Raw genomic sequence first — 23,454 nt, forward strand, 5'->3', positions numbered from 1 at the left:
GATGAGGATTTTAAAAGAAGGGCAGTGAGTTACATGAATTTGATTAAACCGCAAAGGCTTAACCGAGGCGACAAGGTTGCAACAGTGAGTTTGTCATGGGGTGGAGCCGGAGACAGTAAAATAGTATGGAGATACAATGTGGGGAAAAAGAGACTAGAGGATGAATTCGGTTTGAAGGTTGTAGAGATGCCAAATACTTTAAAGGGAACAGAGTATGTATACAACCATCCGGAAAAAAGAGCAGAGGATTTGATGACAGCCTTTGAGGATAAGTCAATAAAGGCTATATTCTCCTGCATTGGCGGAGATGAGAGCGTTAGGATGCTGCCATATATAGATTTTGATGTTATAAGAAATAATCCTAAAATACTCATTGGTTATTCAGATACTACTGTTGCTCACATGATGTGCTATAAGGCAGGGCTATCGAGTTTTTACGGTCCGTCAATACTTGCTGAGCTTGCAGAGAATATGGAGATGCATGACTACACAAAGCATTGGATTGAAAGGGTTTTGTTCAGCAGCTCGGCAATTGGTACGGTAGAGCCTTCTCCTGGCTGGACAAGCGAGCATCTGCCTTGGGTAGAAAAGAACTGGTCAATTAAGAGGAGCTTGCAGCCCAACACGGGCTATGAGCTGCTTCAAGGGAGCAGCATTGTGAGAGGCCGTTTGATAGGCGGGTGCATTGAGGTTCTTGAGATGCTGAAGGGTACGGAGCTATGGCCTGGCATCGATGCGTGGAATGATACGATTCTGTTTTTTGAGACCTCAGAGGATAAGCCGGACCCCACATATTTTGAGTATTGGCTTAGGAACTATGGCTCACAAGGCATATTGAACAGAACCAATGGAATTATTTTTGGAAAACCCTACGACAACCAGTATTATGAGGAGTATAAAAAGGCTATTGTAAAAGTAGTAAGAGACGAGATGAAGCTAGCGGATCTGCCGATACTTTGCAATATGAACTTCGGGCATACTGCTCCAATGATGATATTGCCATATGGTGCAATGGCGGAAATAGACAGCGAAAAAGCGGCCTTTTCTATATTAGAATCGGGGGTAGTTTATGAATAGCTTGAAGCCAAAGAAGAGAAGCAGACTGCGAATAATTGCCGGCATGCTTTATTATAGGTGCAAGCGATATCTTGAATGGTACTTCAGTGGGAAGAAGTATTCCAAGGTGTTGAGTGATGAAGCACTTTCATATGCTGTATTTAGTCATAAAACCCCACTATTAAGGGAGCTTCGAAATGTTGACATGTGGATGCAGTACAATAAAGTTGCCAACCTGAAAATTGCTGTGAAACGGCTTGATGGAGCATTAATTAAGCCGGGGGAGACTTTTTCATATTGGAAGCTTGTTGGGAAACCCACAAAAAGGAAAGGCTACATGGATGGAATGGTGCTTTTTAATAGAGGGTTCCGTGCTGGCGTAGGAGGTGGTTTGTGTCAGTTATCCAATCTAATATACTGGATGGCTTTGCACACACCCTTGATTGTCACTGAGAGATACCGCCACAGCTTCGATGTGTTTCCTGACTCGAACCGAACCCAGCCTTTCGGAAGCGGGGCTACATGTGCTTATAATCATAGGGATCTTCAGCTTTATAACAATACAAATGATACATATCAATTAAAGCTTTATATGGATAGCGAGAATCTTCATGGTGAATGGAGAAGTACAAAGGAAGCTAAAAGCCGATATGAGGTCTATGAAGGGGATCACCACATATCACATGAATTCTGGGGTGGTTATGTAAGACATAATACCATTAATAGAAAAGAATATGACTTGGAAGGGGTATTATTAATGGATGAGTTTCTGACTGAAAATCATGCAGTCATGATGTATCAGCCATTTCTAAGTGAAAGCAGCTCAACCAGCCTATGATTTAATGCTTGCTATAAAAAAAGCCTATACTCCTAGCTTTTAAGCAAGGGGTACAGGCTTTTATACATTATTTTGAAAGCAACTCTTCCAGCTTTTCCTTTATATATTCCTTCAGCTTCATATCTTCTATGAAAGCTTCATCGTCACCTGGTTTTACCTTGAAAAAGTTGATTATCAGTTTGTTGTCTTTGATAATATAGTCCTTTATATGAAGAGGAGAGAATAAGACTTCAAGTTCGTTATATTTAGCGTTCGGGTATTTAGAATTTAAATCACTGGTCAAAAATTCCAGGTTAAGCTTTTTCAATGGGGCTACCATTGAATTGGTATAACTCAGATCCTCCATCATCCATAGGTTGTTGCTGTAGAACCGACCTTCTTTTTTGTTGTTTCTGGAGTATATCTCTCTGTTCTTAATAGCACTAAGGGCACTGCGGACAGACTCTTGGTTGAATCCAATCTCGTATGCAAGTGCCAAACCTGGCATAGCTGCAATATCATAGATAAACATCTCTGAAAGGTTCTCACGGTCATTCACTGCCTGCCAGAAATAAAGCATAGCCTCGACTGCCTCTAGATTTACCTTAACCCTATTTATCATACTGCTGCTCCTCTCAATGTTTTTTATTGTAATTATAGCATGTATTGTCTCAATAATAATAGTTTTTAACCAGTACTTTTCATCGTATAGGAAAGTTAATTTTTAAACGATTTATCCCAATGTATTATCCAGGAACATCATAACGACAAACCCAACAAGCAAGGCATGGGTGGCAAGCTTGGAATGACTCTGCTGATGCTGTGTTTCCGGTATTATCTCATGGCTAATGACAAAGAGCATCGCCCCGGCGGCAAAGGCTAAAGCAAAAGGCAGTATCGGTTTGGATACTTGGACAAGTGCAACACCCAAAAGTCCTCCAATAGGCTCTACCAAACCTGTGCACAGAGCTATCAGGAACGCTTTCTTTTTTGTATAGTGTTCTCTTAAAAGCGGAAGCGCAACAGCCAGACCCTCGGGCAAGTTCTGCAGTCCAATTCCGATTGCAATACTCAGACCATTAACTATATCACCATCGCCGAAACCAACACCTACAGCGAGACCTTCAGGAAAGTTATGGACAGTTATTGCAAATACAAACAACCATACCTTTCTGAGGTTGGAATTATTATTTTCATACACAGCTAAATTTCCACCATTTGTATTTCCGTTTACTGCATTTGAAAGCAGGTTGGTATCAGGGAAAAACTTATCAATGAAATCTAGGAAAATGCCCCCACATAATATGCCTACCAAGGTAATGGTTGCGCCCCTTATCCCACCACCGCCTTTTTCGATTGCCGGCACAATCAGACTGAAGGAAGTAGCTGCAAGCATAACTCCGGCAGCTGCACCCAGCAGCAGGTCAAGCAGCTTCTTAGATATTTTCTTTGTAAAAAATATAGGCAGTGAGCCTATTCCGGTGGCCAGACCGGCACCAAGACTCGCCATAATTCCAAGCCATATCATATTGAACTGTGAGAGATACTCTATCATACATGGACCCCCTTCAATACCCGCTAATTTCATATTATGATTTAGCTCGGATATGGTTACAACAAATTATATATGCTTGATATTCCTATGTGCAGTTATATATAATTGAAACATGAGTATAAATTAGGGGGCGGAAAAGAGTACTTTGACTCTTTGACATCAGCCGGAAAGCTTGATGTCTGTGGAATGTGCCTATATGCATGTCCTCATGGAAGAAAGAAGACAGACTATATTGGAAAGTGCAGGTAATACTAATTGATCGAGAATTTATATCTATTCGCAGTAGTTTTTGTGGCGTTATTTGTAAAAGGAATCACTGGCTTTGGGAATACCTTAGTCATGGCACCGCTATTTTCTTTTGTTGTATCCAATAGGTTTACAACACCTGTTGATTTGCTTATCAGTATACCTACCAATGTTTACCTTGTATGGAGGAATAGGAAGAGCATCAACTTCAGGACGGTGGCACCACTGTCTCTCACGCTGCTTGCAGGAGTGGTACCTGGCATAATGCTGCTAAAAACAGGAAACGATCTGCTGCTAAAATCCATTCTGGGAGCTGTTATTATTGCACTTGGGCTTGAGATGCTGTACCGTAAGCCCAAGCAGCAGGACTCGGTAAAAGTTAACAAAATGTTCCTTGTCATAGTGGGATTGGTATCAGGAGTATTGGCGGGCATGTATGGAATCAGTGCTTTTCTGGTGGCTTACATAAGCAGGACAAGTGCAGACAGAGGCCAGTTCCGTGCGAACCTATGCAGTTTGTTCCTGGTGGACAACATTTTCAGGCTGTTTTGGTATTCTGCGTCGGGGATAATGACACTAGAGATTATGAAGTTCACTCTTTTCTTGGCACCTGCAGTAGCATTGGGAATGTACATAGGTACAAAAGTGGATACAGGACTTAAAGAGGAAACGGTGAGGAAGGCTACCATATACCTGCTTATAGTGAGCGGAGCAATTCTACTTGCAAGAAGTGCTTGGAGCTTGTATATTATTTAGAATAAACTAGAAAATAGTATTAATAAAATTATGCAATTATAAGGAAATTTTGATCTTATGGTAATATAATATTACTATAGCTTAATTTTCATAGAATTTAAGGAGATTAATATGAGTATTGGTGTTTTTGATTCCGGTATAGGGGGACTGACGGTACTGAAAGAAGCGATAAAGATGCTGCCCCATGAGAACTATTTGTACTATGCCGATACTAAGAATGTTCCTTATGGCACAAAGCCAAAGGAAGAGGTAAGGGGCTATATATTTGATGCTGTGGATTTTTTCGCGGGCAAGGGGGTTGAAGCTCTGGTAGTTGCCTGTAATACGGCTACGAGCATTGCTATAAATGACTTGAGGAAAAGATACAGCTTTCCCATTATTGGTATGGAACCAGCAGTAAAGCCCGCAGTTGAGAAGGTTGATGATAGAAGGGTACTCGTGCTTGCGACCCCTATCACAGTTAGAGAGAAGAAGCTGCACGATTTGGTTGAAAGACTGGATTCAGAGGATATTGTCGATTTGCATGCGCTTCCGGGTTTGGTAGAGTTTGCAGAGAAATTTGTTTTCGATGAAGAGACTGTAATTCCATATTTATTAGACGAGTTTTCCAGGTATGATCTCAGAGAATATGGAGCAGTTGTTTTAGGCTGCACGCATTTTGTATTTTTCAGGAAGCACTTTGAAATGATATTGCCTGAAGGCGTTGACATAATAGATGGCAATATGGGAACAGTGAACCGGCTTAAGAATTTGTTGGAAAACAGAGGATTGAGCTTTGAAGGCAAGGGGGAAATAGAATTCTATTGCTCTGGTGAAAAAGAAACTGATGACAGCAAGTATAGGAGATATTTGGAGCTTATATATTAATGCAATAAGGCTGGCTTCTAGGCTGGCACTGTGAATAACTCATTAAACACAGCACCAGTCTCTCAAGCAGTCGACAGACTTGTTCTTATAAATACAATCATTGACTTTCAAGTGAGGTATATCCATAAAGGTAATGGATGTGCTGATTGTTTATTAAGGCAATGCCTTGGTAGTAGTGAATATGACCGCCATTAACCTCTATTTCAGGACCAGTTACAAAGTTGTAGTTATGAATGTGACCGTGGTCATATGTGGTTATGCCATATGCTTGATGTATGTGCCCGGGGATGTCGGGATTGTACGTTGTAATGCCTGAATATCCATGGTCATGTCCGAAGTTGAAAGTGGTTTCACCACTGTACTCGTGAGTATGGAGTCCGTTGTACATTTTATCACCTCCCATAATTATAAATATGTAAAGGCCATATAGCTTGTTACATAAGGGATTATAAATCAGACGGAAGAAATTAATATACAGGGGGTAGGATTATGAAACAGAATATTACAATCGAAAATCTTATGGAGCTTACTGAATATCAGAAGGACAGGCTTAATGACCTCTGGACTCCGCGAAAATATGACCTCGCAGCGGGGATTCTCTGCAAAGATGCAGAAGACAATGAATATGACATATTTGAATTTGTCATTGGTCATGTGAATATAGGAGAAACAAGGTCTGGTTATTATATGACTCTGATGAACCTTGAAGCTCTCAGAGACTGGGGGAATCAAGAGGGTAAGGAAGAAGAGGAAGAGGAAGAAGCAGCCGACGTAGAAGAGTACAATGAAGAGGACTTTATATTTGAGTATGAGCGTCCTGACGTATATAGCAAAGGGGATTGCATGCCGCTTCTCAGCGTAGGCCAGATGCTTGAAATCCTTGATAAATGCGGATATGGCAAAGGTAACTTCTATGTCAATTGCCAGAAGGACACGAATGGATGGGGAGTTGGCAGGGACATCGAACAATATATAGACTTTGGACCAGATCAAAACGGCGAAGAGTTGTGTGACGCTCTCTGGGCAGCAGTCAAAGAGGCGTTACTGTAAGAATGATTTTTATTAATTCATGATAATTAGAACAAGAAACATATTGACAAAATATTCTTATGATGGTAAAATTTCTCTAATGGTGAGTGTGCCTAAACAAGTATTAGCGGCACAGGGACTATATCCTACACGTAGATTACCCTACGGAGTCACTTTCAAGGACTTCGTGGGGCTTTTTCTATTCTAAAAGGAGGGGGTGATATCAATAGCACATACACCGATACAATTTATATGGGGATACTGAAGTCTGAATATGAAGTGATGAAAGAAAATAATGCGTTTCTATGATAAAATATAAAGGAGAGATGGCTATGTATAACACTACCGTTATCTATTTTATGAGTATAGCACTCATTGCATATGGTGGGATATTCATAATCAAGAACTTTCTAGTTAATTATAAGGCAAGTGATAATGGATTTAAAAATGTTGCAACCATACTGTTGATGCTATTCGCTGTTATGAGTGCCATGGCTGCTGCTGGGGATGCTTTTAACATAGAAGGACTTATGGAGGAGCTTAAATACAACATGAATATTGATGTTGAGATCAGGCAGCTGATGGAAAGAAACATAGCAGGTTACAGGAGAGAGTCAATAATATGCATAATTTCTGGGTATATAATGTTTATTGCATCCTACTTCATGTATAAAAATATCAAACAGGAATTATTAAGGAACTTGAATAGATCTAAAGCGAACTGGGATTGGAGCAAGATAAGGAGGTAGCACAATGTATACGGGACAAAAGGTAAGGCTGAGAGAATACAGAAAAGAGGATACAGAAAGAGCACTTCACTATATAAACGATCCAGAGATCAAAAGGCTTTTGACCCCCGGAATTCCATATCTTAATACCCTAGAGGATGAGAGAAAGTGGGTTGAAGGCTTATCTGCCAAGGCAGATAACTACAGCTTTGCCATAGAGACTCTTGAAGACGGGAAATACATAGGAGGCTGTGGGCTAAACAGCATAGATTGGAAAAACAGTGTGGCGGTAGTGGGAATATTTATAGGGGATAAGAACTATTGGGGCAAGGGTTATGGAACCGATGCCATGGAAGTTCTTTTGAAATTCATATTTGAGCAGATGAATATTCATAAAGTAAAGTTAAATGTATTCTCTTATAATGAGAGAGCAATAAAAAGCTATGAAAAATGCGGTTTCAAGGTTGAGGGAGTATTGCGGCAGGAGATATTCAGGGATGGCCGCTATTACGATGAAATAATAATGGGACTTCTGAAGGAAGAATATTAAAATGCATATTTGTAGGAATGTAGGAAATGATACATTCCAAAACTGATAGAAAGGCTGCCTCGTATGGATTGGAATGATTTTCCCATATTAAATACCAATAGGCTTGTACTGAGAGAAATAGCATTAGGCGATACCAATGCCATCTATGAAATATACAGCGATCCTAAAGTTGCGGAATATGATTCTTTTGCACCTGTAAGAACAATAGGTGAAGCCAGGAATATAATACACAATTACAGGAGGGACTTCAAGGAGAAGAAGCAGATACGCTGGGGTATTGTCAGGAAGGCAGATAACAGTATGATCGGGACATGTGAATTCATGAATTTCGATCATACATCAAGGCGGTGTGAAATAGGCTGTGGACTAGTGAGTAGAGAATGGAAAAAAGGGTTTATGGCAGAAGCACTGGAACCACTCATTGATTATGGCTTTGATGTGCTTGGTTTAAATAGGATTGAGGCATATATAATTTCTGGAAATAGTGCATCAGTGCGATTATTTAGAAAATTGGGTTTTTCTTATGAGGGCATGGTAAGAGAAAGAGAATATTTCAAGGGCAGGTTTCATAATGAAATAATAATGTCCATGCTGCGCAGTGATTACAATCTGATTCAAAAGTAGTCTATAATATTATCAGGGGGTGTTCTTATGAATCTAATTAAACTATATGAAATGGCTGAAAAGGAAATGGTACCCGGCTATCATGCGAAGTTTGTGCACTCAGAGAATGTGACCTTGGCTTATTGGAGTATAGAGGAAGGAAATGCATTGCCAAAACATGCCCATCCTCATGAGCAAGTGGTTAATCTTCTTGAAGGAAGCTTTGAGATCACTGTGGATGAAGAAGTATTAATCCTTAAACCAGGATCCGTCGTTGTGATACCATCCAATGTAATGCACTCAGGAAAGGCTTTGACTTCATGCAGAATAATTGACGTATTCTATCCTATAAGAACTGATTACATTCAGAAATAGTAGAAAAGCATATCACCTAGTGCTTTTTAACATACCAGCTTTCAAGCTAATAAAAATGTTAAAAACGCACTTCCTTGATGTTGTGTCCTGCTGCTAGCAACGAATTCTAATACAGGGCACATGCTTGTAACCTAATGGGACTAAGAGGAATATAATTATAGCAGCAAGAGGCAGATTCCGGAGTTCCATAGGAAAACTTTATTGGCCTTAAGGGTCGAGACAGGGGTGGTGTGCTTTGTTCAGGCAATTGAATGAATGGGACAGGGATACTATTTTTGAATATTTGTATAGAAATGAGGAAGAGGCAGACTTTATTATTGGAAATGCCCTGCAGTTCGGCATAATGAACCGGAGTAATATCCTTCGCTGCGGCGATTATTTCGGATATTTTGAAGGAAATACCTTAAAGGGTATAATCGCATTCTACAATTTGGGAAGCTGTATTCCACATTATGAGTCCATAAGGGCTGTCCCTTACTTTTCTCATTTAATGATAATGAGAAGATTTGGTATGCTATTGGGGGCGGATCGGCTTGTCAGGCCGCTTTTTGAGTCCGTAAGGAGTTACAAGTCTTTGAGAGAGTATGAAGAATGCAGCTACTATGTTAATAGTGATTTAAATCCCTTCAAGCTTGAAGGCGCAGAATTCATTGATGTGTCCGGAGATAGTGATATAAATATTCTGAGTTTTGTGAGAAAGGCATACCTGCAAGGCTTCGGAGCTGAGCGCACAATAGAGGATACCAAGCTTCTTCTGTCACAGAAAGGCGAGCAGGAAGAGTTTATAATACTATCCATAGATAATAAACTGGTTGCTCAAGCCTGCATACAAACCTTTACGGACAGTACAAGCCAGGTAGGGGCTGTGTACACTCTTGAGGAAGAGAGAGGCAAAGGCTATGCCAAAGCAGTGGTTTCAGAGCTGTGCGCCAGGATAATACACAAAGAAAAGCTGCCGACACTTATAGTGAACAAATATAATACCCCGGCCTTAAATGCATATAAGACTCTTGGATTTTCGCAGCGCGGCGATTATTTGATAATAAGGCTGAACAGCTAATTTAATTATACGAAAGCAGGAGGAGAATACTTTTGAACTGGCTCGATAAACTTGAGAGAAGACTAGGAAAGTTCGCAATCAAAGACCTTATGGCGTATATCGTAAGTATTACAGGCATTGTATACGCATTGTCCTACTTTGATAATGGCAGGGCTGTTATAGGCAAATTGATGCTCATACCTCAGCTGGTACTCAGGGGAGAGGTATGGAGGCTTATAACTTATATATTTATACCCCCAAATACATCCATAATGTGGATTTTATTCACATTATACTTCTACTACATGGTGGGAAACGCACTGGAGCATGAATGGGGAAGCTTCAAATTCAATATATTTTACTTTACTGGAATGATAGGCACTACTATTGCAGCATTTATTACGGGGTATGGGGCTACAGCACTGTATCTCAATTTGTCATTGTTCCTGGCTTTTGCTAAAATATATCCGGATTATGAAATACTATTGTTTTTTGTAATACCGGTAAAAGTAAAATATCTGGCAATGCTGAATTGGGCTTTCTTAGCCTTTACAATATTAGCTGGGGACATGGCTACCAGGATCATTGCTATAGTTTCAATACTAAACTATTTTCTGTTCTTTGGCAGGGAAATACTTGCTGGAAACAAGAACAGAAGACAGGTTTACAGCAATAGGAGAAGATTCCAAACAGAGCTTCCGAGAAACTTTACAATACATAGATGTACAACCTGCGGCAAAACCGAAAAGGATGACCCGAACATGGATTTTAGATATTGTCCGGAATGTGAGGGTGATTATGAATATTGCATGGATCATGTAAGGAATCATGAGCATGTGAAGGGGCCAATGCAATGAAGCACATTTTTGTAGTTGATGATGAGAGAACAATCAGAGACCTGATTAAAAAATACATGGAAAAAGAAGACTATAAGGTCACTCTTTTTGAGGACGGTAAAAACCTGGCAAATGAAATCAGAAGGCTGAGTCCTGATTTGATAGTGCTGGATATAATGTTGCCCGGTGTTGATGGACTGGAGCTATGCAAGGAAATCAGGAAAACCAGTGAGCTGCCTATTATATTTGTATCTGCCAGAGACGAGGAATTCGACCGGGTTCTGGGATTAGAGATAGGGGGAGACGACTATCTGGCAAAACCCTTCAGCCCGAGGGAGCTGGTGGCGAGAGTAAAAAACTTAATAAAAAGAGTGGAAAAGGCGGCTTCGGCAAAGGATGACAAAGAAAGCATCAAAGATATCTGTGTGTATTACGATAGGAGATATGTGGACAAGGGTGGAGAAGAGCTGAAGCTGACGACTAAGGAATATGAGCTTTTTGAATTCCTGGTAAAGAACAAGAACATGCCCTTCGGCAGAGAACAATTGGTAGAGCGGATATGGGGCTATGATTACATAGGGGACTCGAGGATTATTGATGATTTGGTTAAAAGGATAAGAAGGAAGCTTTCTGAGATAGGGTCACAAGCAGAGATAACCACAGTATGGGGATACGGGTATAAGATAGATGAATAAAATTGGGAGAAAGATTCTTATAACCTACTTCGCCATACTTCTCTGCGTATTCTTGATAACAGATGTGACCTTTATTTTTCTGTCCAGAAGGTATCTTGTAAATGAGACAAGCACTCAGCTTCAAGGCGAGGGCCAAAGAGTGGCGTCTATGCTCGGGACTCTTCCGTTGAAGGAAGCTGAGCTAAGAGATAAAATAAGCAATGTGAGAAAAACTATTAAGATAGCAGGACGTTTCGTTGATGCCGAGATTGTGATATTCAACAAGGAAGGCAGGATACTTTATAAGGATGTAGAGGATGCTGACAAGAGCCTTATTGAGCTGATTTACAACTCACCGTCATCGAGAGTGAATGGGTATGTTAGTCGGATAGTGCCGATTGTAGGCAGGAACAGTGAACTAAAAGGCAATATACTGTTATTCACAAGGGTAAAGAACATATATGCTCTCAATGTGCTGCTTAGGAGAACCCAGTTCATAAGCTTCGGAATAGCGAGCATTATTGCACTGATTATTGGATTGCTATTTGCGGAAAAACTAGTAAGGCCATTAAAGCAGCTGTCACTTAAGCTTGAAAGGTTTTCTGCTAACAGGACGTTGGATTCCAAAGTAATCCGAACAGGGGACGAAATTGAAGAGCTGGACAGGTGTTTCGTTGAAATGGCGGCAAGGATAAAGCAATTCGACGAGAAGCAGATCAGGTTTCTGCAGAACACCTCCCACGAGCTGAAGACTCCGCTTATGTCAATACAGGGCTATGCGGAGGCCATAAAAGACGGAGTAGTTGAGGGCAAGGAAGCAGAGGAGAGTCTGGATATCATAATTGAACAAAGCCAGAGGCTTAAGAAGACTGTTGAGGATATTATATATCTAACCAAGCTGGAGAGTGAGGATGAAAAGTTCAGCTATGAAGAATGCTGCATCTGGGATATATTTGATTCGGCAGTAAGAAGTGTAAAGCCGTTAGCCGAGGAAAAGGGCATCCGGCTGATTTATGATTCGCAGATAGAGTATCCAGGATACTTTGATGGGGAGAAGCTGACCAGAGCTTTTATAAATATACTCGGAAACGGTATAAGATATGCGAAAGGAATAATTGAAATAAAGGCTATCGATTGCGGAGACCATATAAGGCTGCTAATTTGTGATGATGGAGCAGGCTTCGAAAAGGTCGAAGAAAGTAAGCTTTTTGACAGATTCTATAAAGGGAACAAGGGAAATATAGGTCTTGGACTGTCTATCACAAAGGCTATTATAGAAGGCCATGGAGGCGGGATAAAAGCATACAACGGGGACACAGGCGGAGCGGTATTTGAAATAGTATTACCTAAGAGCAAAAAAAATGAGACAAAGTAAATTGTCTCATTTTTTTTGCAAATAATCGTCTATTATCTTTTCTGCAATTCTTTTCTGGATGCTTGCTGTTGCTACCAGCATGAGAACGGTAAGCAGAATTTTTGAGGTCTCCTTTGATTCGTCAGGGAACTCTTGTGCTTTGTCTTCGATTAGTTTGAACTTCTGGGACAGTATTTTTTTAAAATCTTCGGTGCTGTCATCTTTTACTTGAAGGAATCCATTGTACAAGCTGCCGAGGTAGTCTATTCCGACCTTGGAGGTCGCCATATTTTTGAATAAAGGTTCGAATAATATATTTACATCATTAATTGATAGTATTTGCTTCAAATAATAAATAAGTATAAGCTGCAGCATATGCTGCCTGTTGTATCTCTTGTTCTTTGAAGGGAGAAGAATCTTTGATTTTGTGTAATTATTGATCATTGTCTTAGTTAGAATTTTATCCTTTAAAGTTCTTTTATGATATCCCAGCTTATTGTCAATGAAAGTAGTTACCTGATCCATATAAAGCTCTATATCAGGTATGTCTGAAATGCTTATATCGCCGCCTTGGGCGATTTCCTCCATTATACTAAAAAAGGAGCTCTCATTAAAATCCATAAAAAACACCTCATTTCAAATCTAGTATACCATACTCCTGCATCGCATATAATAGCCATATTGCAATAGAAAAGCCATATAGAAAAATCACGGATTTTTTGGGGAAAAAAGAATAAAAAAATATATTGAATACATAATAACTATAGTATATAATATAAATATATCAACACGTAGTAATGAAAACTACATGAAGTAGTATTATAGGAGATGGCGGAATGAACATCAAGGTAAAAGATCCGGTCAGCGGTTTTTCACATCTTGTAGGGGCGATTTTATCGGCTATAGGGCTTTATTATCTGGTACGCTATGCCGCAGCAAACGGGACAGTCTGGCATATTGTTTCCTTTTCAATATTCGGAACAAGTCTCATTTTGCTGTATACAGCAAGTACATTATACCACCTGCTTGTAGTATCTGAAAGAGGGTCTGTAATACTAAGGAAGATAGACCACATGATGATATATGTTCTTATAGCAGGAACATACACGCCAATGTGCCTTATTCCTCTGAGAGGAAGCTGGGGTTGGAGCATTCTCATAAGCATCTGGGGAATTGCAATGGTGGGCATAATATTAAAGATATTATGGTTTAATGCGCCTAGATGGCTATATACACTTTTTTATCTAGTAATGGGCTGGCTTATTGTGATTGCATTTGCTCCGCTAGTCAGGACGATGCCGGTCGGTGCAATGCTGTGGCTGGTAGCAGGGGGCCTGCTCTATACCGTGGGTGCCATTATTTATGGGACCAAGTGGCCGAGGTTTAAGTCAAAAGTTTTCGGGTTCCACGAAGTATTTCATATTTTCGTACTCTACGGCAGCTTCTGCCACTTTTGGCTGATGTTCAGGTATGTTCTTTATTTATAACGAATAGTATAGATATAGTAATTGTTTTTTTGAAATAATTTTAAATTCCTTGGAAGAGCATATTCCCTCCAAGGAATTTTTTAATTGCACAAGCTATTTTGCAACAAACCTCAATTTATGATAAAATTTTTATAGTAATTTAACTATATAATTCGTTTTACTTTAGAGGAGGTTAATATGGCTTTTAAGGATTTACAGGATTTTATCAAGCACCTTGATGAAAAAGGCTTGCTTAAAAGAATAAATGCAGAGGTTGACTCAGAGCTGGAGATTACTGAGATAGCTGATAGAATATCAAAACAGTATGGTCCTGCTCTTTTGTTTGAAAAAGTGAAGGGCTCCCCTTATCCGGTATTGATCAATGCTATGGGCACTTATGAAAGAATGAGCATGGCGCTAGGTGTCGAAAAGCTGGATGATATCGGCAATGGCATCGAAGAATTTATTGATATGTCCAACTACCTGGGACTTATGAAAAAGGTTCAATCTCTGCCGAAGCTTGCCAGGATGGCTGCAGTATTCCCGATTAAGCTGCCTACAAGAGGTGCTTGCCAGGAGGTAATAGAGAAAGATCCTGATTTGACTACTCTGCCGGTTTTGAAGTGCTGGCCTGGTGACGGAGGAAGGTTCATAACTCTGCCCTTGGTAATAACCAAGGACCCGGAGACACATATTCAAAATACGGGAATGTATAGATTGCAGGTATATGACAAAAATACAACTGGCATGCATTGGCATCTGCATAAGGACGGAAGAGAGATATACGACAAGTATAAGAAAATTGGGGGCAAAATGCCTGTTTCAGTTGCTTTAGGCTGTGATCCGGCTGTCACATATTCAGCAACAGCACCTCTTCCCAAAATGATTGATGAGATGATGTTTGCAGGATATTTGAGAAAAGCTCCGATTATGCTGACAAAATCAATTACCAACGAATTATATGTACCCGCAGATGCCGAGTTTATCATAGAGGGCTATGTAGATGTCAATGAGGACTTGAAATTGGAAGGCCCCTTCGGAGACCATACAGGCTATTACTCTCTGACAGACTATTATCCTGTTTTCCATGTTACCTGCATCACACATAAGAAAAACCCTGTATATCCTACAACTATAGTAGGCAAGCCACCTATGGAGGACTGCTACATGGGGAAGGCTACAGAGAGAATTTTCCTGCCGCTACTCAAAATGCAGCACCCTGAGATAGTGGATTTCAATTTTCCATTAGAGGGAGTTTTCCATAACTGTGTGATTGTTTCTATAAAGAAACGCTTCCCGGGACATGCAAAAAAAATCATGAATTCCTTATGGGGCATGGGTCAAATGATGTATACGAAAATGATAATAGTAGTTGACGAGAATGTAAGTCCTCAGGACTTATCTGCTGTTTCATGGAAGGTATTCAACAATATAGATGCAAAAAGAGATGTCGTTATATCGGAAGGACCGCTGGATGCACTGGATCATGCATCAGACCTGCCTCATTACGGCTACAGAATGGGAATAGATGCCACAAAGAAGTGGCCCAGCGAAGGACACACAAGGGAGTGGCCGGATGATATTGAGATGACAGATGATATCAAAGAGCTTGTATCCAGGAGATGGGCTGAGTATGGTATTGAATAAACTAGTAAAGAAAGTTCATGATTATGGTACGCTTGTGATGTTTTCGCATACTGTTTTTTCACTGTCCTTTGCACTTATTTCAATGCTTTTAGTCAGCAATGGCCTGCCCTCTCCCTATACTATACTTTGGATTCTTGTTGCATTTATGGGAGCTCGGACTGGTGCCAATGCAATAAACAGAGTTATTGATGCAGAGATAGATGCGAAGAACCCGCGTACCTCGACCAGGCAGCTGCCGCAGGGTTTGATCAAGAAAAAAGAGGTTGTTGTATTTTCATTGTGCTGCTTCATAGTTATGGTAATTGCAGCAGCAATGCTTAACCCGCTGTGCCTTATACTTTCTCCAATTGCATTGTTTCTGCTGATAATATATTCTTATACCAAGAGGTTTACTTGGGCTTGCCATTTGGTATTGGGGATAACCTCTGCTGCTGCGCCTGTTGGTGCTTGGCTTGCGGTGTCAGGCGAACTTGCCTGGCTGCCGCTTTTTATGGGGGCAGCTAACACCCTGTGGGTAGCAGGCTTTGATATAATATATGGCTCTCAGGATTATGCTTTTGATACTGCCAATGGGGTACATTCGATGGCTGTCAGATTCGGAGTAAAAAATGCACTTCGAATCGCTGCGTTTTTCCATGCAGTCACTATGGGTCTCCTGATTACTGTAGGACTTTTGAGCCAGCAGCTGGGAGTTATTTATTTCATTGGATTGGCTATCATATCTATATTGTTTGTAATAGAGCATAGGCTGATTTCTCCGGATAATTTAGCCAATGTTAAGGTAGCCTCCTATAGCATCAATCAGCTGGTTAGCATTGTATTTCTAATATGTGGAGTAATAGATTCTCTAATATAATTTTATGGAGAGATTGAGGATGAAAAAAATAGTGGTGGGCATCACCGGAGCAAGTGGGAGCATTTATGCTAAAAGACTTATAGAAGAACTATTGAGTAAGGGTATTTATACTCACATAATTTGTACTGACAACGGCAGGAAAGTGATGGAATATGAGACCTCCATAGAGCTGGAGAAGTGGGTGCAGGAATTGAAGCGGCAATACAGCCATGTTCAATTGGAGGATATAAACAATTTATTCGCCGGAGTTGCCAGCGGTTCTTACAAGTTTGATGCGGCGGTTATAATTCCCTGTTCTATGGGCACTCTTGCAGAAATCAGCAATGGCTTTGCCAAAAACCTTCTTTGCCGTGTGGCTGATGTGGCTTTGAAGGAAAGCAGAAAGCTGATTATAGTACCCAGGGAAACTCCGCTGAATGCCATACACCTTGAGAACATGCTGAAGCTGGCAAGGCTTAATGTCACAATACTTCCGGCCATGCCGGGGTACTATCATATGCCGCAGACCCTGCAGGATTTGGTTGACTTTGTAGTAGGGAAGGTATTGGATTGCCTTTCAATAGAAAACACATTATTTAAAAAGTGGGGGAATTAGAATGAAGAAATTTAATAAGGTAATGATTATATGTTTATCAGTAATGCTCCTTGTGTCACTTACGGCTTGCTCTTCTACAAATCAAGGCACAGCAGACGACACTAAGAAGGCTGCACAAACCTTAAACTTTGGGGCAATAGGCTCTGTTGAAGTTATACCAATAATAATCGCGGATGAAAAGGGTTACTTCGAAAAGGAGGGAATAGATGTCAATTTCCAGTCCTTCAAAAGTGCAAAAGACAGGGATGCCGCCTTCCAGAGCGGAAACCTGGATGGCATCATCTGTGATGAAGTGGCTATCTGCCTCTACCAAAATGCTGATTTTGATGTAAAGATAACAGGACTTACTGATGGCAACTTTATGCTTATTGCAAATCCTAACTCTGGAATAAAGTCAATTAATGAAATGAAAGGCAAGAGTGTTGCTATATCAGAGAATACCTGTATAGAATACACACTGGACACGCTGCTGGAGAAAAACTCCCTAAAGCCTGAGGATGTACAGAAGTCCATGGTTCCGGCAATACCAACAAGACTTGAGATGCTGCGTACCAATAAGGTAGATGCAGCACTGCTGCCTGAACCCTTTTCCACTCTTGCGGTTAAAGACGGCGGGATACTTCTTGGCAGCGCAAATGACGCAGGAATTTATACATCAGTAACCGCTTTTACACAAGAGGCTATTAGCAGCAAAAGTGCTGAAATCAAGGCGTTCTTCAAAGCATACAATCAAGGTGTGGATTACGTAAACAACACCCCTATTGCAGAATATGAAGATATTATAATAAAGACTGTTGGTTACCCGGAAGACATGAGGGGCAAGATTGAGCTTCCGAAGTTCAGGAAAAACCTTTTGCCAAAAGACACTGAGATTAAATCTGTTATAGATTGGGCTGCAAAGAACAACCTGCTGAAAAAAGAGCTTAGCCCAAAGGATCTGACAAGCAACATAGGAATTGATTAACTTCCGGAGGTATTTCCATGCTTGAGATAAATAATCTTTCTGTAAGCTATACATCCAAAAAGAATATTGTAAATGCATTAGGCCCCTTAAGCATGGAGATTGAGTCAGGAGATATCGTAGCCATTATTGGGCCTTCCGGCTGTGGCAAGTCTACTCTTCTGCATGTATTAAGCGGAATAATCAAGGAATATGACGGACAAGCAACCTTAAACGGTGCAAAGCTTAATCCAAAAGTCCATGATATTGGCTTTATACCACAGAACTTTGGACTGCTCCCCTGGAGAAATGTTGAGAAAAACTGCCTTCTTTCACTCAAGATAAAACAGAAGGTTATAAACAGCGAACTCAAAGAGAAAATTGATTATATAATGAATAAACTGAATATCAATGACCTGAAGGACAGATATCCAAAGGAGCTTAGCGGGGGACAGAAGCAAAGAGCAGCAATAGCCCGTGCGTTCATTATGAACCCTGATCTGCTGCTTATGGATGAACCATTTTCAGCTTTGGATGCATTGACTAGAGAAGAAGCCCAGGAGCTTTTCATTGATGTATGGAATCAATACAAGCCTACAACAGTATTTGTAACTCACAGTATAGAAGAAGCAATTTATATGGGAAAGAAAATCGTTATAATGTCCCACTGCCCGGGAATCATAGTAGACACAATAGACAACCCGCTTTTTAACACGGAGAATCTAAGGCAAAATGAGGAATATCTCAAATTGTCATCACATATCAGAACTATCATCAAAAAGGGATGGAAAATATGAAGGCAAAAGAGAAAATAGGGCTGTTTCTGCAAGGCTTTATAATGGTTAATGTATTATGGTACTTATTAGCCGTGATAGTTGGTACTCGTGTGCTTCCCACTCCTGTTACAGTATATCTCAATCTCAATAATCTGTATGACAGCAGACTGCATATTCATATTTTGATAAGCTTGTACAGGGTGATATGCGGTGTTGGAATATCACTGTTTTTGGGAGTTTCTATCGGACTGCTTATGGCTTATTCAAAGACCTGGAATAAAGTACTGAACCCTTTGGTTTACTTCACATATCCCGTCCCTAAAACAGCCTTACTGCCGGTAGCCATGCTGTTATTCGGCTTAGGAGATTCTTCAAAAATAATATTAATAGTGCTTATAGTGGTATTTCAGGTAATTATAGCAGTAAGAGATGCGGTACTTAATATTTCTGCAGAGACTTACAATCCAATAAGAAGCCTGGGAGCATCCAGACTTCAGATATTCAGATACATAACCATTCCTGCGATACTGCCGGCAATGCTTACAAACTTAAGATTATCCATAGGAACAGCTCTTTCCATATTGTTCTTTGCTGAGGGCTATGGAACACAATTTGGCATAGGCTATTATATATTGGATGCATGGACAAGAATAGATTACATAGGAATGTATGCAGGCATTGTTGCAATAAGCCTTTTGGGTTTTGTTTTGTTTGTCTTAACTGATATACTGGAAGAGGCAGTATGCAAATGGAAGGCATGAAATAGAAGAGGAGAAATAAATCAGGAGGAAATATGGCTAGGTTTTTTAATAATAAAAAAGTTGAATTGTTAGCCCCGGCCGGAACCATGGAAACCTTTAGAAGTGTGGTAAAGGCAAATTGTGATGCTATCTATCTCGGGGGCAAATCCTTGAATATGAGGATGATCAGAAAGGGTTTTAACCTAACAGACGAAGAAATAGCTAAAGCGGTTAAAATGGCTCATGATGTTGACAAAAAGATTTACGTTACAGTAAATAACATGCTGAATGAATTTGAAATTGATGAAGCTGCTGAATATCTGCATTTTTTAGAAAGAATAAATACAGACGGGATAATAATTCAAGACTTGGGTATAGTGCAGATATGCAAGGAACAAAAGCTTAAGAAACTTGAAATTCATACTTCCGTTATGATGAACGTGCATAATATTGAGTTTGTAAAAGCACTTCAGGAGTATGGAGTATCAAGAGTAGTTATATCACGGGAAATGGATTTGAAAACCGCAAAGAATTTACAGAATATGACCGGTATTGAAACGGAGTATTTCATGCACGGTGATATTTGTGCCGTCAACGGTGCCAACTGTTACTACAGCAGCTTGCTCTGGGGCAACAGCTCCAATAGGGGACGCTGTTTCAAACCCTGCAGATGGGCGTATAAGATAAAAAAGAACGGATATCTGTATCCAACTGAGTACCCTCTCGCAGCAAAGGATATGTACATGTACGAGCACATACCCGAGCTTATCGAGGCTTGTGTTACATCGTTTAAAATAGAAGGCCGTATGAGAGAAACTGATTTCATAGTTGACTTGGTAAATACCTATGGTGAAGCCATAGATAGATATATAGAGGACCCTTTAAGCTACGACCGTAAAAAGCAAGCAAAGGAAATGTTTGAAAAACGCAAAAGAGATTTCACCACTGCTTATGCATTTGGAAAGCCTGGCTTGGATTTTATCAATACTCGCTACGAAGGTACAGGGAAGTTTTACTCCACTGGAAAGGTTTTCTCTGTGCCCTCTGAAGAGCCTGAAATCACACCGGCTGTCCTTACCGCAGCGCAGACTGAATTAAGCAGCGCTAAGAGTGATTCACACCACCGCAAGCACAAATTATCCGTCAAAGTAAATAACTATGAGCAAGCTAAGCTTTGTATTGAAGCGGGTGCAAACCGTATTTATATATCCTGCGAAGTGTTGCAGCCTGATGAGTTTATGACCATAGAACAGCTGCGGCAATTGGTGAGTATAAAAGGAAGCACTGAAATTTATCTTGCTTTTCCTCAAATGATGGATGAGCTGCAGTTCGATATTATTGATCACTACTTGAGCAAATATGGAAATATTTTTGACGGGCTTCTGGTATCAAATTTAGGCGCTATAAGAAGATACAGCGGCAAATATAAATTAGTAACCGATTATAACCTTAATATATATAATCACAAAGCCTTGGATTTCTATAAGGAGCTGGGAGTTAGCGAGTTCACTACCTCAATAGAAGCTAAAATCAATGAACTGGCTGAATTCTGTACTTTGGTACAAGGAAAACTGGAGCTAATAGTACATGGGCCCATAAGAGTCATGTATTTGGAGCATAATCTTTATGATAATGTAAATGTTTTGCAGCCTATTGAAGCTGCTGCCAATAAATATGTTGATGACAATGTCCTGGTTATGATGAGCGATAAAGGTGAAAATCCCGTCTACATAGACCAAAACGGAAGGAATCACTTATTTACATCCAAGGAACTATGTATGCTACCGCTATTGCCGCACTTTAGCTTTGACAATCCTGTCGACTTCCGTATTGAAGGTCAGACTTATAGTCTTGAGGAATTGAAGTATATCATAGAGATCTATAAGAGTGCCATTGATGACAAATCAAAATGCGAGACGTTGTATGAAAAAATGAAATCCTTCAGAGCGGGATTTACATTAGGTGCTCTATCTTATAAATTTGGGTTAGAATAATTATATATATAATGAAACGAAATATGAAAAATCAGAACAGTAGAATGAGAGGCGCTACTATGAGTTATATAGGTCCTGAGGACATTTTAAAGAAAAGGCAGCAATACTTTTTCCCTGCTACTTCGTCCTTTTATAAGGAACCACCGCAAATAGTAGGAGGTTCCATGCAATATCTTTTTGACCATAACAACAAGAAATACACGGATTTTTTTGCAGGAGTATCCGTTTTGAACTGTGGACACTCAAATCCCGAAATACTAAAGGATACAATCGAACAGCTCAGTAAAATGCAGCATACAACTACCTTGTATCTCACCCAGCCTATGGTTGAGCTTGCGGAGAAGTTGGCTGGAATTCTTCCGGGCAATATCAGGAGAACTTTCTTTTGCGTGACAGGCTCAGAGGCAAATGAAGGAGCTATGGCTTTGGCCAGACTATATACAAACAAACCCGGCTATATTGCCTTGCAGGGCGGCTTGCACGGCAGGACGCATTTGACCCTCAGCGTAACAGGAATCCCTATGTGGCGTCTGGATGATAACCTAATAAAAGAAAACATATTTTTTATTGATAGACCATACTCGGCAGTGTGCAGCTATGAGGAAGCAATGAATAATTCGCTTCAGCAGCTGGAAGAAGTACTGCGAAATCACGGTCAGAATATTGCTGCAATGCTTATGGAGCCAATTCAGGGTAATGGCGGGATAATAATGTATCCTCATGACTACGTCAAAAAAGTAAAAGCTCTTCTCGAAAAATATAATGTGCTGCTAATCGCAGATGAAGTGCAGACCGGTTATGGAAGAACGGGCAAAATGTTTGCTATTGAGCAATATGACGTGGTACCGGATATAATTGTAACTGCAAAAGCATTGGGCAATGGAATCCCGATTTCCACCTTCTCAACTACCGATGAAATTTCGGCGGCTTATAACAGACCTTCTGCTTCCACCTTTGGAGGGAACCCTGTAGCGGCTCAAACGGCCTTAAGCGTACTCAACTATATTGAGAAAAACGACCTGGTCAACAGAGCAAAGGAACTCGGAGGCTATCTGAAACAGGAGCTTCAGCAGTTATCCTCTCCCTTTATCAAGGAAATAAGAGGCTGTGGATTAATGCTTGGTATGCAAATTCAAGCCAAAGATCAGAGTAAGAACTCAGCAGAAATCACCGATATGGTCCTGGAGGAAATGAAGGAAAGAGGGTTCCTGGTGGGCAAGAATGGCTTAAACAGAGATGTAGTAGCCTTCCAACCTCCGCTGATCATTGCAAAAGAAGATATTGATGCTATGATTTTTAACCTGCGACAGACTTTAGACAAACTAGAATAATAGAAACTACCTTATTATATACATAAAAGAGAATCTCCTTTTAACCAAAGGAGTTTCTTTTTTACCTATATATATTATGTGCAAATTTCTTCTGCTAATGTGTCGTGTCCAGCAAAGTGAATAAATTTCAATGTTTGTACATATAATTTAAATTGAAAGCCTTTAAGATAACATAATATAAAGATAAAAAGCGAAAGAGTGAGTTATTTGCGTTTTTTATATTCTAATCATGAAATTAATCATAAAGGTGCACTTTACTCACACAGGTATATATGTTATATTCTTTAATGTTCTCACAAAACGAGGGCAAGCAAAAATACATCATAAACTTCCAGTTGACTCTGAAAGCTGTACATGATAAGATGTAATTCCTGCCTCGGTAACGAAGCGGAAAAACAGACAGAAAAGAAAGACACAAATTACTACAAAAAACCAGCAAAAACAATGTTGACAACAGGTTGCTGGTGTGGTAACATAGTAAAAGTCGGCGGCAGAAACGCCGGCAGAAAATGAGAAGAATCGCAAGATTTTCCTCATAGAACAAATGGCCTTACAGGCCCGTTACGTCGGAACCCGCACAATGAATTGTGCTCCATTCCTAGTAACGTTACGAACACTTCAAGT

The 23,454-nt window shown here is 40.2% G+C and carries 27 protein-coding genes; 23 read left to right on the forward strand and 4 right to left on the reverse strand.

Going from position 1 to position 23,454, the window contains the following annotated elements; genetic code table 11:
* Positions 1 to 33 precede the first annotated feature (33 nt).
* Both VEB00_00895 and VEB00_00900 read left to right on the forward strand, forming a co-directional pair.
* Positions 34 to 1,077 carry a S66 peptidase family protein gene (locus tag VEB00_00895; protein ID HYF81573.1) on the forward strand — a complete coding sequence of 348 codons (1,044 nt, stop codon included), beginning with the start codon at positions 34 to 36 and terminating at the stop codon, positions 1,075 to 1,077.
* Positions 1,070 to 1,894, forward strand: coding sequence for a VanW family protein (locus VEB00_00900; GenBank protein HYF81574.1), 825 nt, complete (start codon positions 1,070 to 1,072; stop codon positions 1,892 to 1,894). The genes VEB00_00895 and VEB00_00900 overlap by 8 nt, the downstream gene beginning before the upstream one ends.
* A 67-nt stretch (positions 1,895 to 1,961) precedes the next feature.
* Here the strand turns inward: VEB00_00900 and VEB00_00905 are convergent, their stop codons facing one another.
* Positions 1,962 to 2,495, reverse strand: a complete 534-nt coding sequence (locus VEB00_00905) for a hypothetical protein (protein ID HYF81575.1) — start codon at positions 2,493 to 2,495, stop codon at positions 1,962 to 1,964.
* Between the two features lie 111 nt (positions 2,496 to 2,606).
* On the reverse strand, positions 2,607 to 3,428 hold the full coding sequence (locus VEB00_00910; GenBank protein ID HYF81576.1) for a ZIP family metal transporter: 822 nt from the start codon (positions 3,426 to 3,428) through the stop codon (positions 2,607 to 2,609).
* 105 nt (positions 3,429 to 3,533) lie between these two features.
* Between VEB00_00910 and VEB00_00915 the strand changes: the two genes are divergently transcribed.
* The 3 genes from VEB00_00915 (at position 3,534) to murI (ending at position 5,297) form a co-directional block, all read left to right on the forward strand.
* On the forward strand, positions 3,534 to 3,677 hold the full coding sequence (locus VEB00_00915; protein HYF81577.1) for a hypothetical protein: 144 nt from the start codon (positions 3,534 to 3,536) through the stop codon (positions 3,675 to 3,677).
* A 6-nt stretch (positions 3,678 to 3,683) separates the two neighbouring features.
* Positions 3,684 to 4,430, forward strand: a complete 747-nt coding sequence (locus VEB00_00920; GenBank protein HYF81578.1) for a sulfite exporter TauE/SafE family protein — start codon at positions 3,684 to 3,686, stop codon at positions 4,428 to 4,430.
* Positions 4,431 to 4,541: 111 nt separating this feature from the next.
* Positions 4,542 to 5,297: a glutamate racemase gene (murI, locus tag VEB00_00925; protein HYF81579.1), complete on the forward strand. Its 756-nt coding sequence runs from the start codon at positions 4,542 to 4,544 to the stop codon at positions 5,295 to 5,297.
* 97 nt (positions 5,298 to 5,394) lie between these two features.
* Here murI and VEB00_00930 read toward each other — a convergent pair whose 3' ends face one another.
* Entirely contained in the window at positions 5,395 to 5,685 is a 291-nt protein-coding gene (locus VEB00_00930; GenBank protein ID HYF81580.1) for a YmaF family protein, read from the reverse strand.
* Positions 5,686 to 5,786: 101 nt separating this feature from the next.
* Here VEB00_00930 and VEB00_00935 point away from each other — a divergent pair, with 101 nt between their 5' ends.
* The 9 genes from VEB00_00935 to VEB00_00975 all read left to right on the forward strand — a co-directional run bounded on the left by VEB00_00935 (position 5,787) and on the right by VEB00_00975 (position 12,506).
* Positions 5,787 to 6,347, forward strand: coding sequence for a hypothetical protein (locus tag VEB00_00935; GenBank protein ID HYF81581.1), 561 nt, complete (start codon positions 5,787 to 5,789; stop codon positions 6,345 to 6,347).
* A gap of 311 nt (positions 6,348 to 6,658) precedes the next feature.
* A complete protein-coding gene (locus VEB00_00940; protein ID HYF81582.1) occupies positions 6,659 to 7,075 on the forward strand; it encodes a hypothetical protein in 417 nt (138 codons plus the stop codon).
* 4 nt (positions 7,076 to 7,079) lie between these two features.
* Positions 7,080 to 7,604 (forward strand): GNAT family protein, encoded by a 525-nt coding sequence (locus VEB00_00945; GenBank protein HYF81583.1) that lies wholly within the window; start codon positions 7,080 to 7,082, stop codon positions 7,602 to 7,604.
* 63 nt (positions 7,605 to 7,667) lie between these two features.
* Entirely contained in the window at positions 7,668 to 8,228 is a 561-nt protein-coding gene (locus VEB00_00950; protein ID HYF81584.1) for a GNAT family protein, read from the forward strand.
* Positions 8,229 to 8,255: 27 nt separating this feature from the next.
* Positions 8,256 to 8,582, forward strand: a complete 327-nt coding sequence (locus tag VEB00_00955) for a cupin domain-containing protein (protein HYF81585.1) — start codon at positions 8,256 to 8,258, stop codon at positions 8,580 to 8,582.
* 235 nt (positions 8,583 to 8,817) lie between these two features.
* Positions 8,818 to 9,642 carry a GNAT family N-acetyltransferase gene (locus VEB00_00960; GenBank protein ID HYF81586.1) on the forward strand — a complete coding sequence of 275 codons (825 nt, stop codon included), beginning with the start codon at positions 8,818 to 8,820 and terminating at the stop codon, positions 9,640 to 9,642.
* 32 nt (positions 9,643 to 9,674) lie between these two features.
* Positions 9,675 to 10,478, forward strand: a complete 804-nt coding sequence (locus VEB00_00965; protein ID HYF81587.1) for a rhomboid family intramembrane serine protease — start codon at positions 9,675 to 9,677, stop codon at positions 10,476 to 10,478.
* Positions 10,475 to 11,152 carry a response regulator transcription factor gene (locus VEB00_00970; GenBank protein ID HYF81588.1) on the forward strand — a complete coding sequence of 226 codons (678 nt, stop codon included), beginning with the start codon at positions 10,475 to 10,477 and terminating at the stop codon, positions 11,150 to 11,152. The genes VEB00_00965 and VEB00_00970 overlap by 4 nt, the downstream gene beginning before the upstream one ends.
* Positions 11,145 to 12,506 carry a HAMP domain-containing sensor histidine kinase gene (locus VEB00_00975; protein HYF81589.1) on the forward strand — a complete coding sequence of 454 codons (1,362 nt, stop codon included), beginning with the start codon at positions 11,145 to 11,147 and terminating at the stop codon, positions 12,504 to 12,506. The genes VEB00_00970 and VEB00_00975 overlap by 8 nt, the downstream gene beginning before the upstream one ends.
* A 6-nt stretch (positions 12,507 to 12,512) precedes the next feature.
* On the opposite strand, the gene VEB00_00980 is transcribed toward VEB00_00975, so the two are convergent.
* Entirely contained in the window at positions 12,513 to 13,106 is a 594-nt protein-coding gene (locus VEB00_00980) for a DUF1836 domain-containing protein (protein ID HYF81590.1), read from the reverse strand.
* Positions 13,107 to 13,321: 215 nt separating this feature from the next.
* Between VEB00_00980 and VEB00_00985 the strand changes: the two genes are divergently transcribed.
* The 9 genes from VEB00_00985 (at position 13,322) to VEB00_01025 (ending at position 22,830) form a co-directional block, all read left to right on the forward strand.
* Entirely contained in the window at positions 13,322 to 13,972 is a 651-nt protein-coding gene (locus tag VEB00_00985) for a hemolysin III family protein (protein HYF81591.1), read from the forward strand.
* Between the two features lie 177 nt (positions 13,973 to 14,149).
* Positions 14,150 to 15,598, forward strand: a complete 1,449-nt coding sequence (locus VEB00_00990) for a menaquinone biosynthesis decarboxylase (GenBank protein HYF81592.1) — start codon at positions 14,150 to 14,152, stop codon at positions 15,596 to 15,598.
* Positions 15,585 to 16,454, forward strand: coding sequence for a 4-hydroxybenzoate octaprenyltransferase (locus VEB00_00995; GenBank protein ID HYF81593.1), 870 nt, complete (start codon positions 15,585 to 15,587; stop codon positions 16,452 to 16,454). Before VEB00_00990 ends, VEB00_00995 begins: the two co-directional genes overlap by 14 nt.
* A 19-nt stretch (positions 16,455 to 16,473) precedes the next feature.
* A complete protein-coding gene (locus VEB00_01000) occupies positions 16,474 to 17,049 on the forward strand; it encodes a flavin prenyltransferase UbiX (GenBank protein ID HYF81594.1) in 576 nt (191 codons plus the stop codon).
* 1 nt (position 17,050) lies between these two features.
* Positions 17,051 to 18,013 carry a MetQ/NlpA family ABC transporter substrate-binding protein gene (locus tag VEB00_01005; GenBank protein ID HYF81595.1) on the forward strand — a complete coding sequence of 321 codons (963 nt, stop codon included), beginning with the start codon at positions 17,051 to 17,053 and terminating at the stop codon, positions 18,011 to 18,013.
* Between the two features lie 17 nt (positions 18,014 to 18,030).
* Positions 18,031 to 18,786, forward strand: a complete 756-nt coding sequence (locus VEB00_01010; protein HYF81596.1) for an ABC transporter ATP-binding protein — start codon at positions 18,031 to 18,033, stop codon at positions 18,784 to 18,786.
* Positions 18,783 to 19,526, forward strand: coding sequence for an ABC transporter permease (locus VEB00_01015; GenBank protein HYF81597.1), 744 nt, complete (start codon positions 18,783 to 18,785; stop codon positions 19,524 to 19,526). The genes VEB00_01010 and VEB00_01015 overlap by 4 nt, the downstream gene beginning before the upstream one ends.
* 32 nt (positions 19,527 to 19,558) lie before the next feature.
* Positions 19,559 to 21,499 carry a U32 family peptidase gene (locus tag VEB00_01020; protein HYF81598.1) on the forward strand — a complete coding sequence of 647 codons (1,941 nt, stop codon included), beginning with the start codon at positions 19,559 to 19,561 and terminating at the stop codon, positions 21,497 to 21,499.
* Positions 21,500 to 21,558: 59 nt separating this feature from the next.
* Entirely contained in the window at positions 21,559 to 22,830 is a 1,272-nt protein-coding gene (locus tag VEB00_01025) for an aspartate aminotransferase family protein (protein ID HYF81599.1), read from the forward strand.
* Positions 22,831 to 23,454 lie beyond the last annotated feature (624 nt).

It is taken from the genome of Clostridia bacterium, assembly GCA_035628995.1.
Lineage (GTDB): Bacteria > Bacillota > Clostridia > Lutisporales > Lutisporaceae > BRH-c25.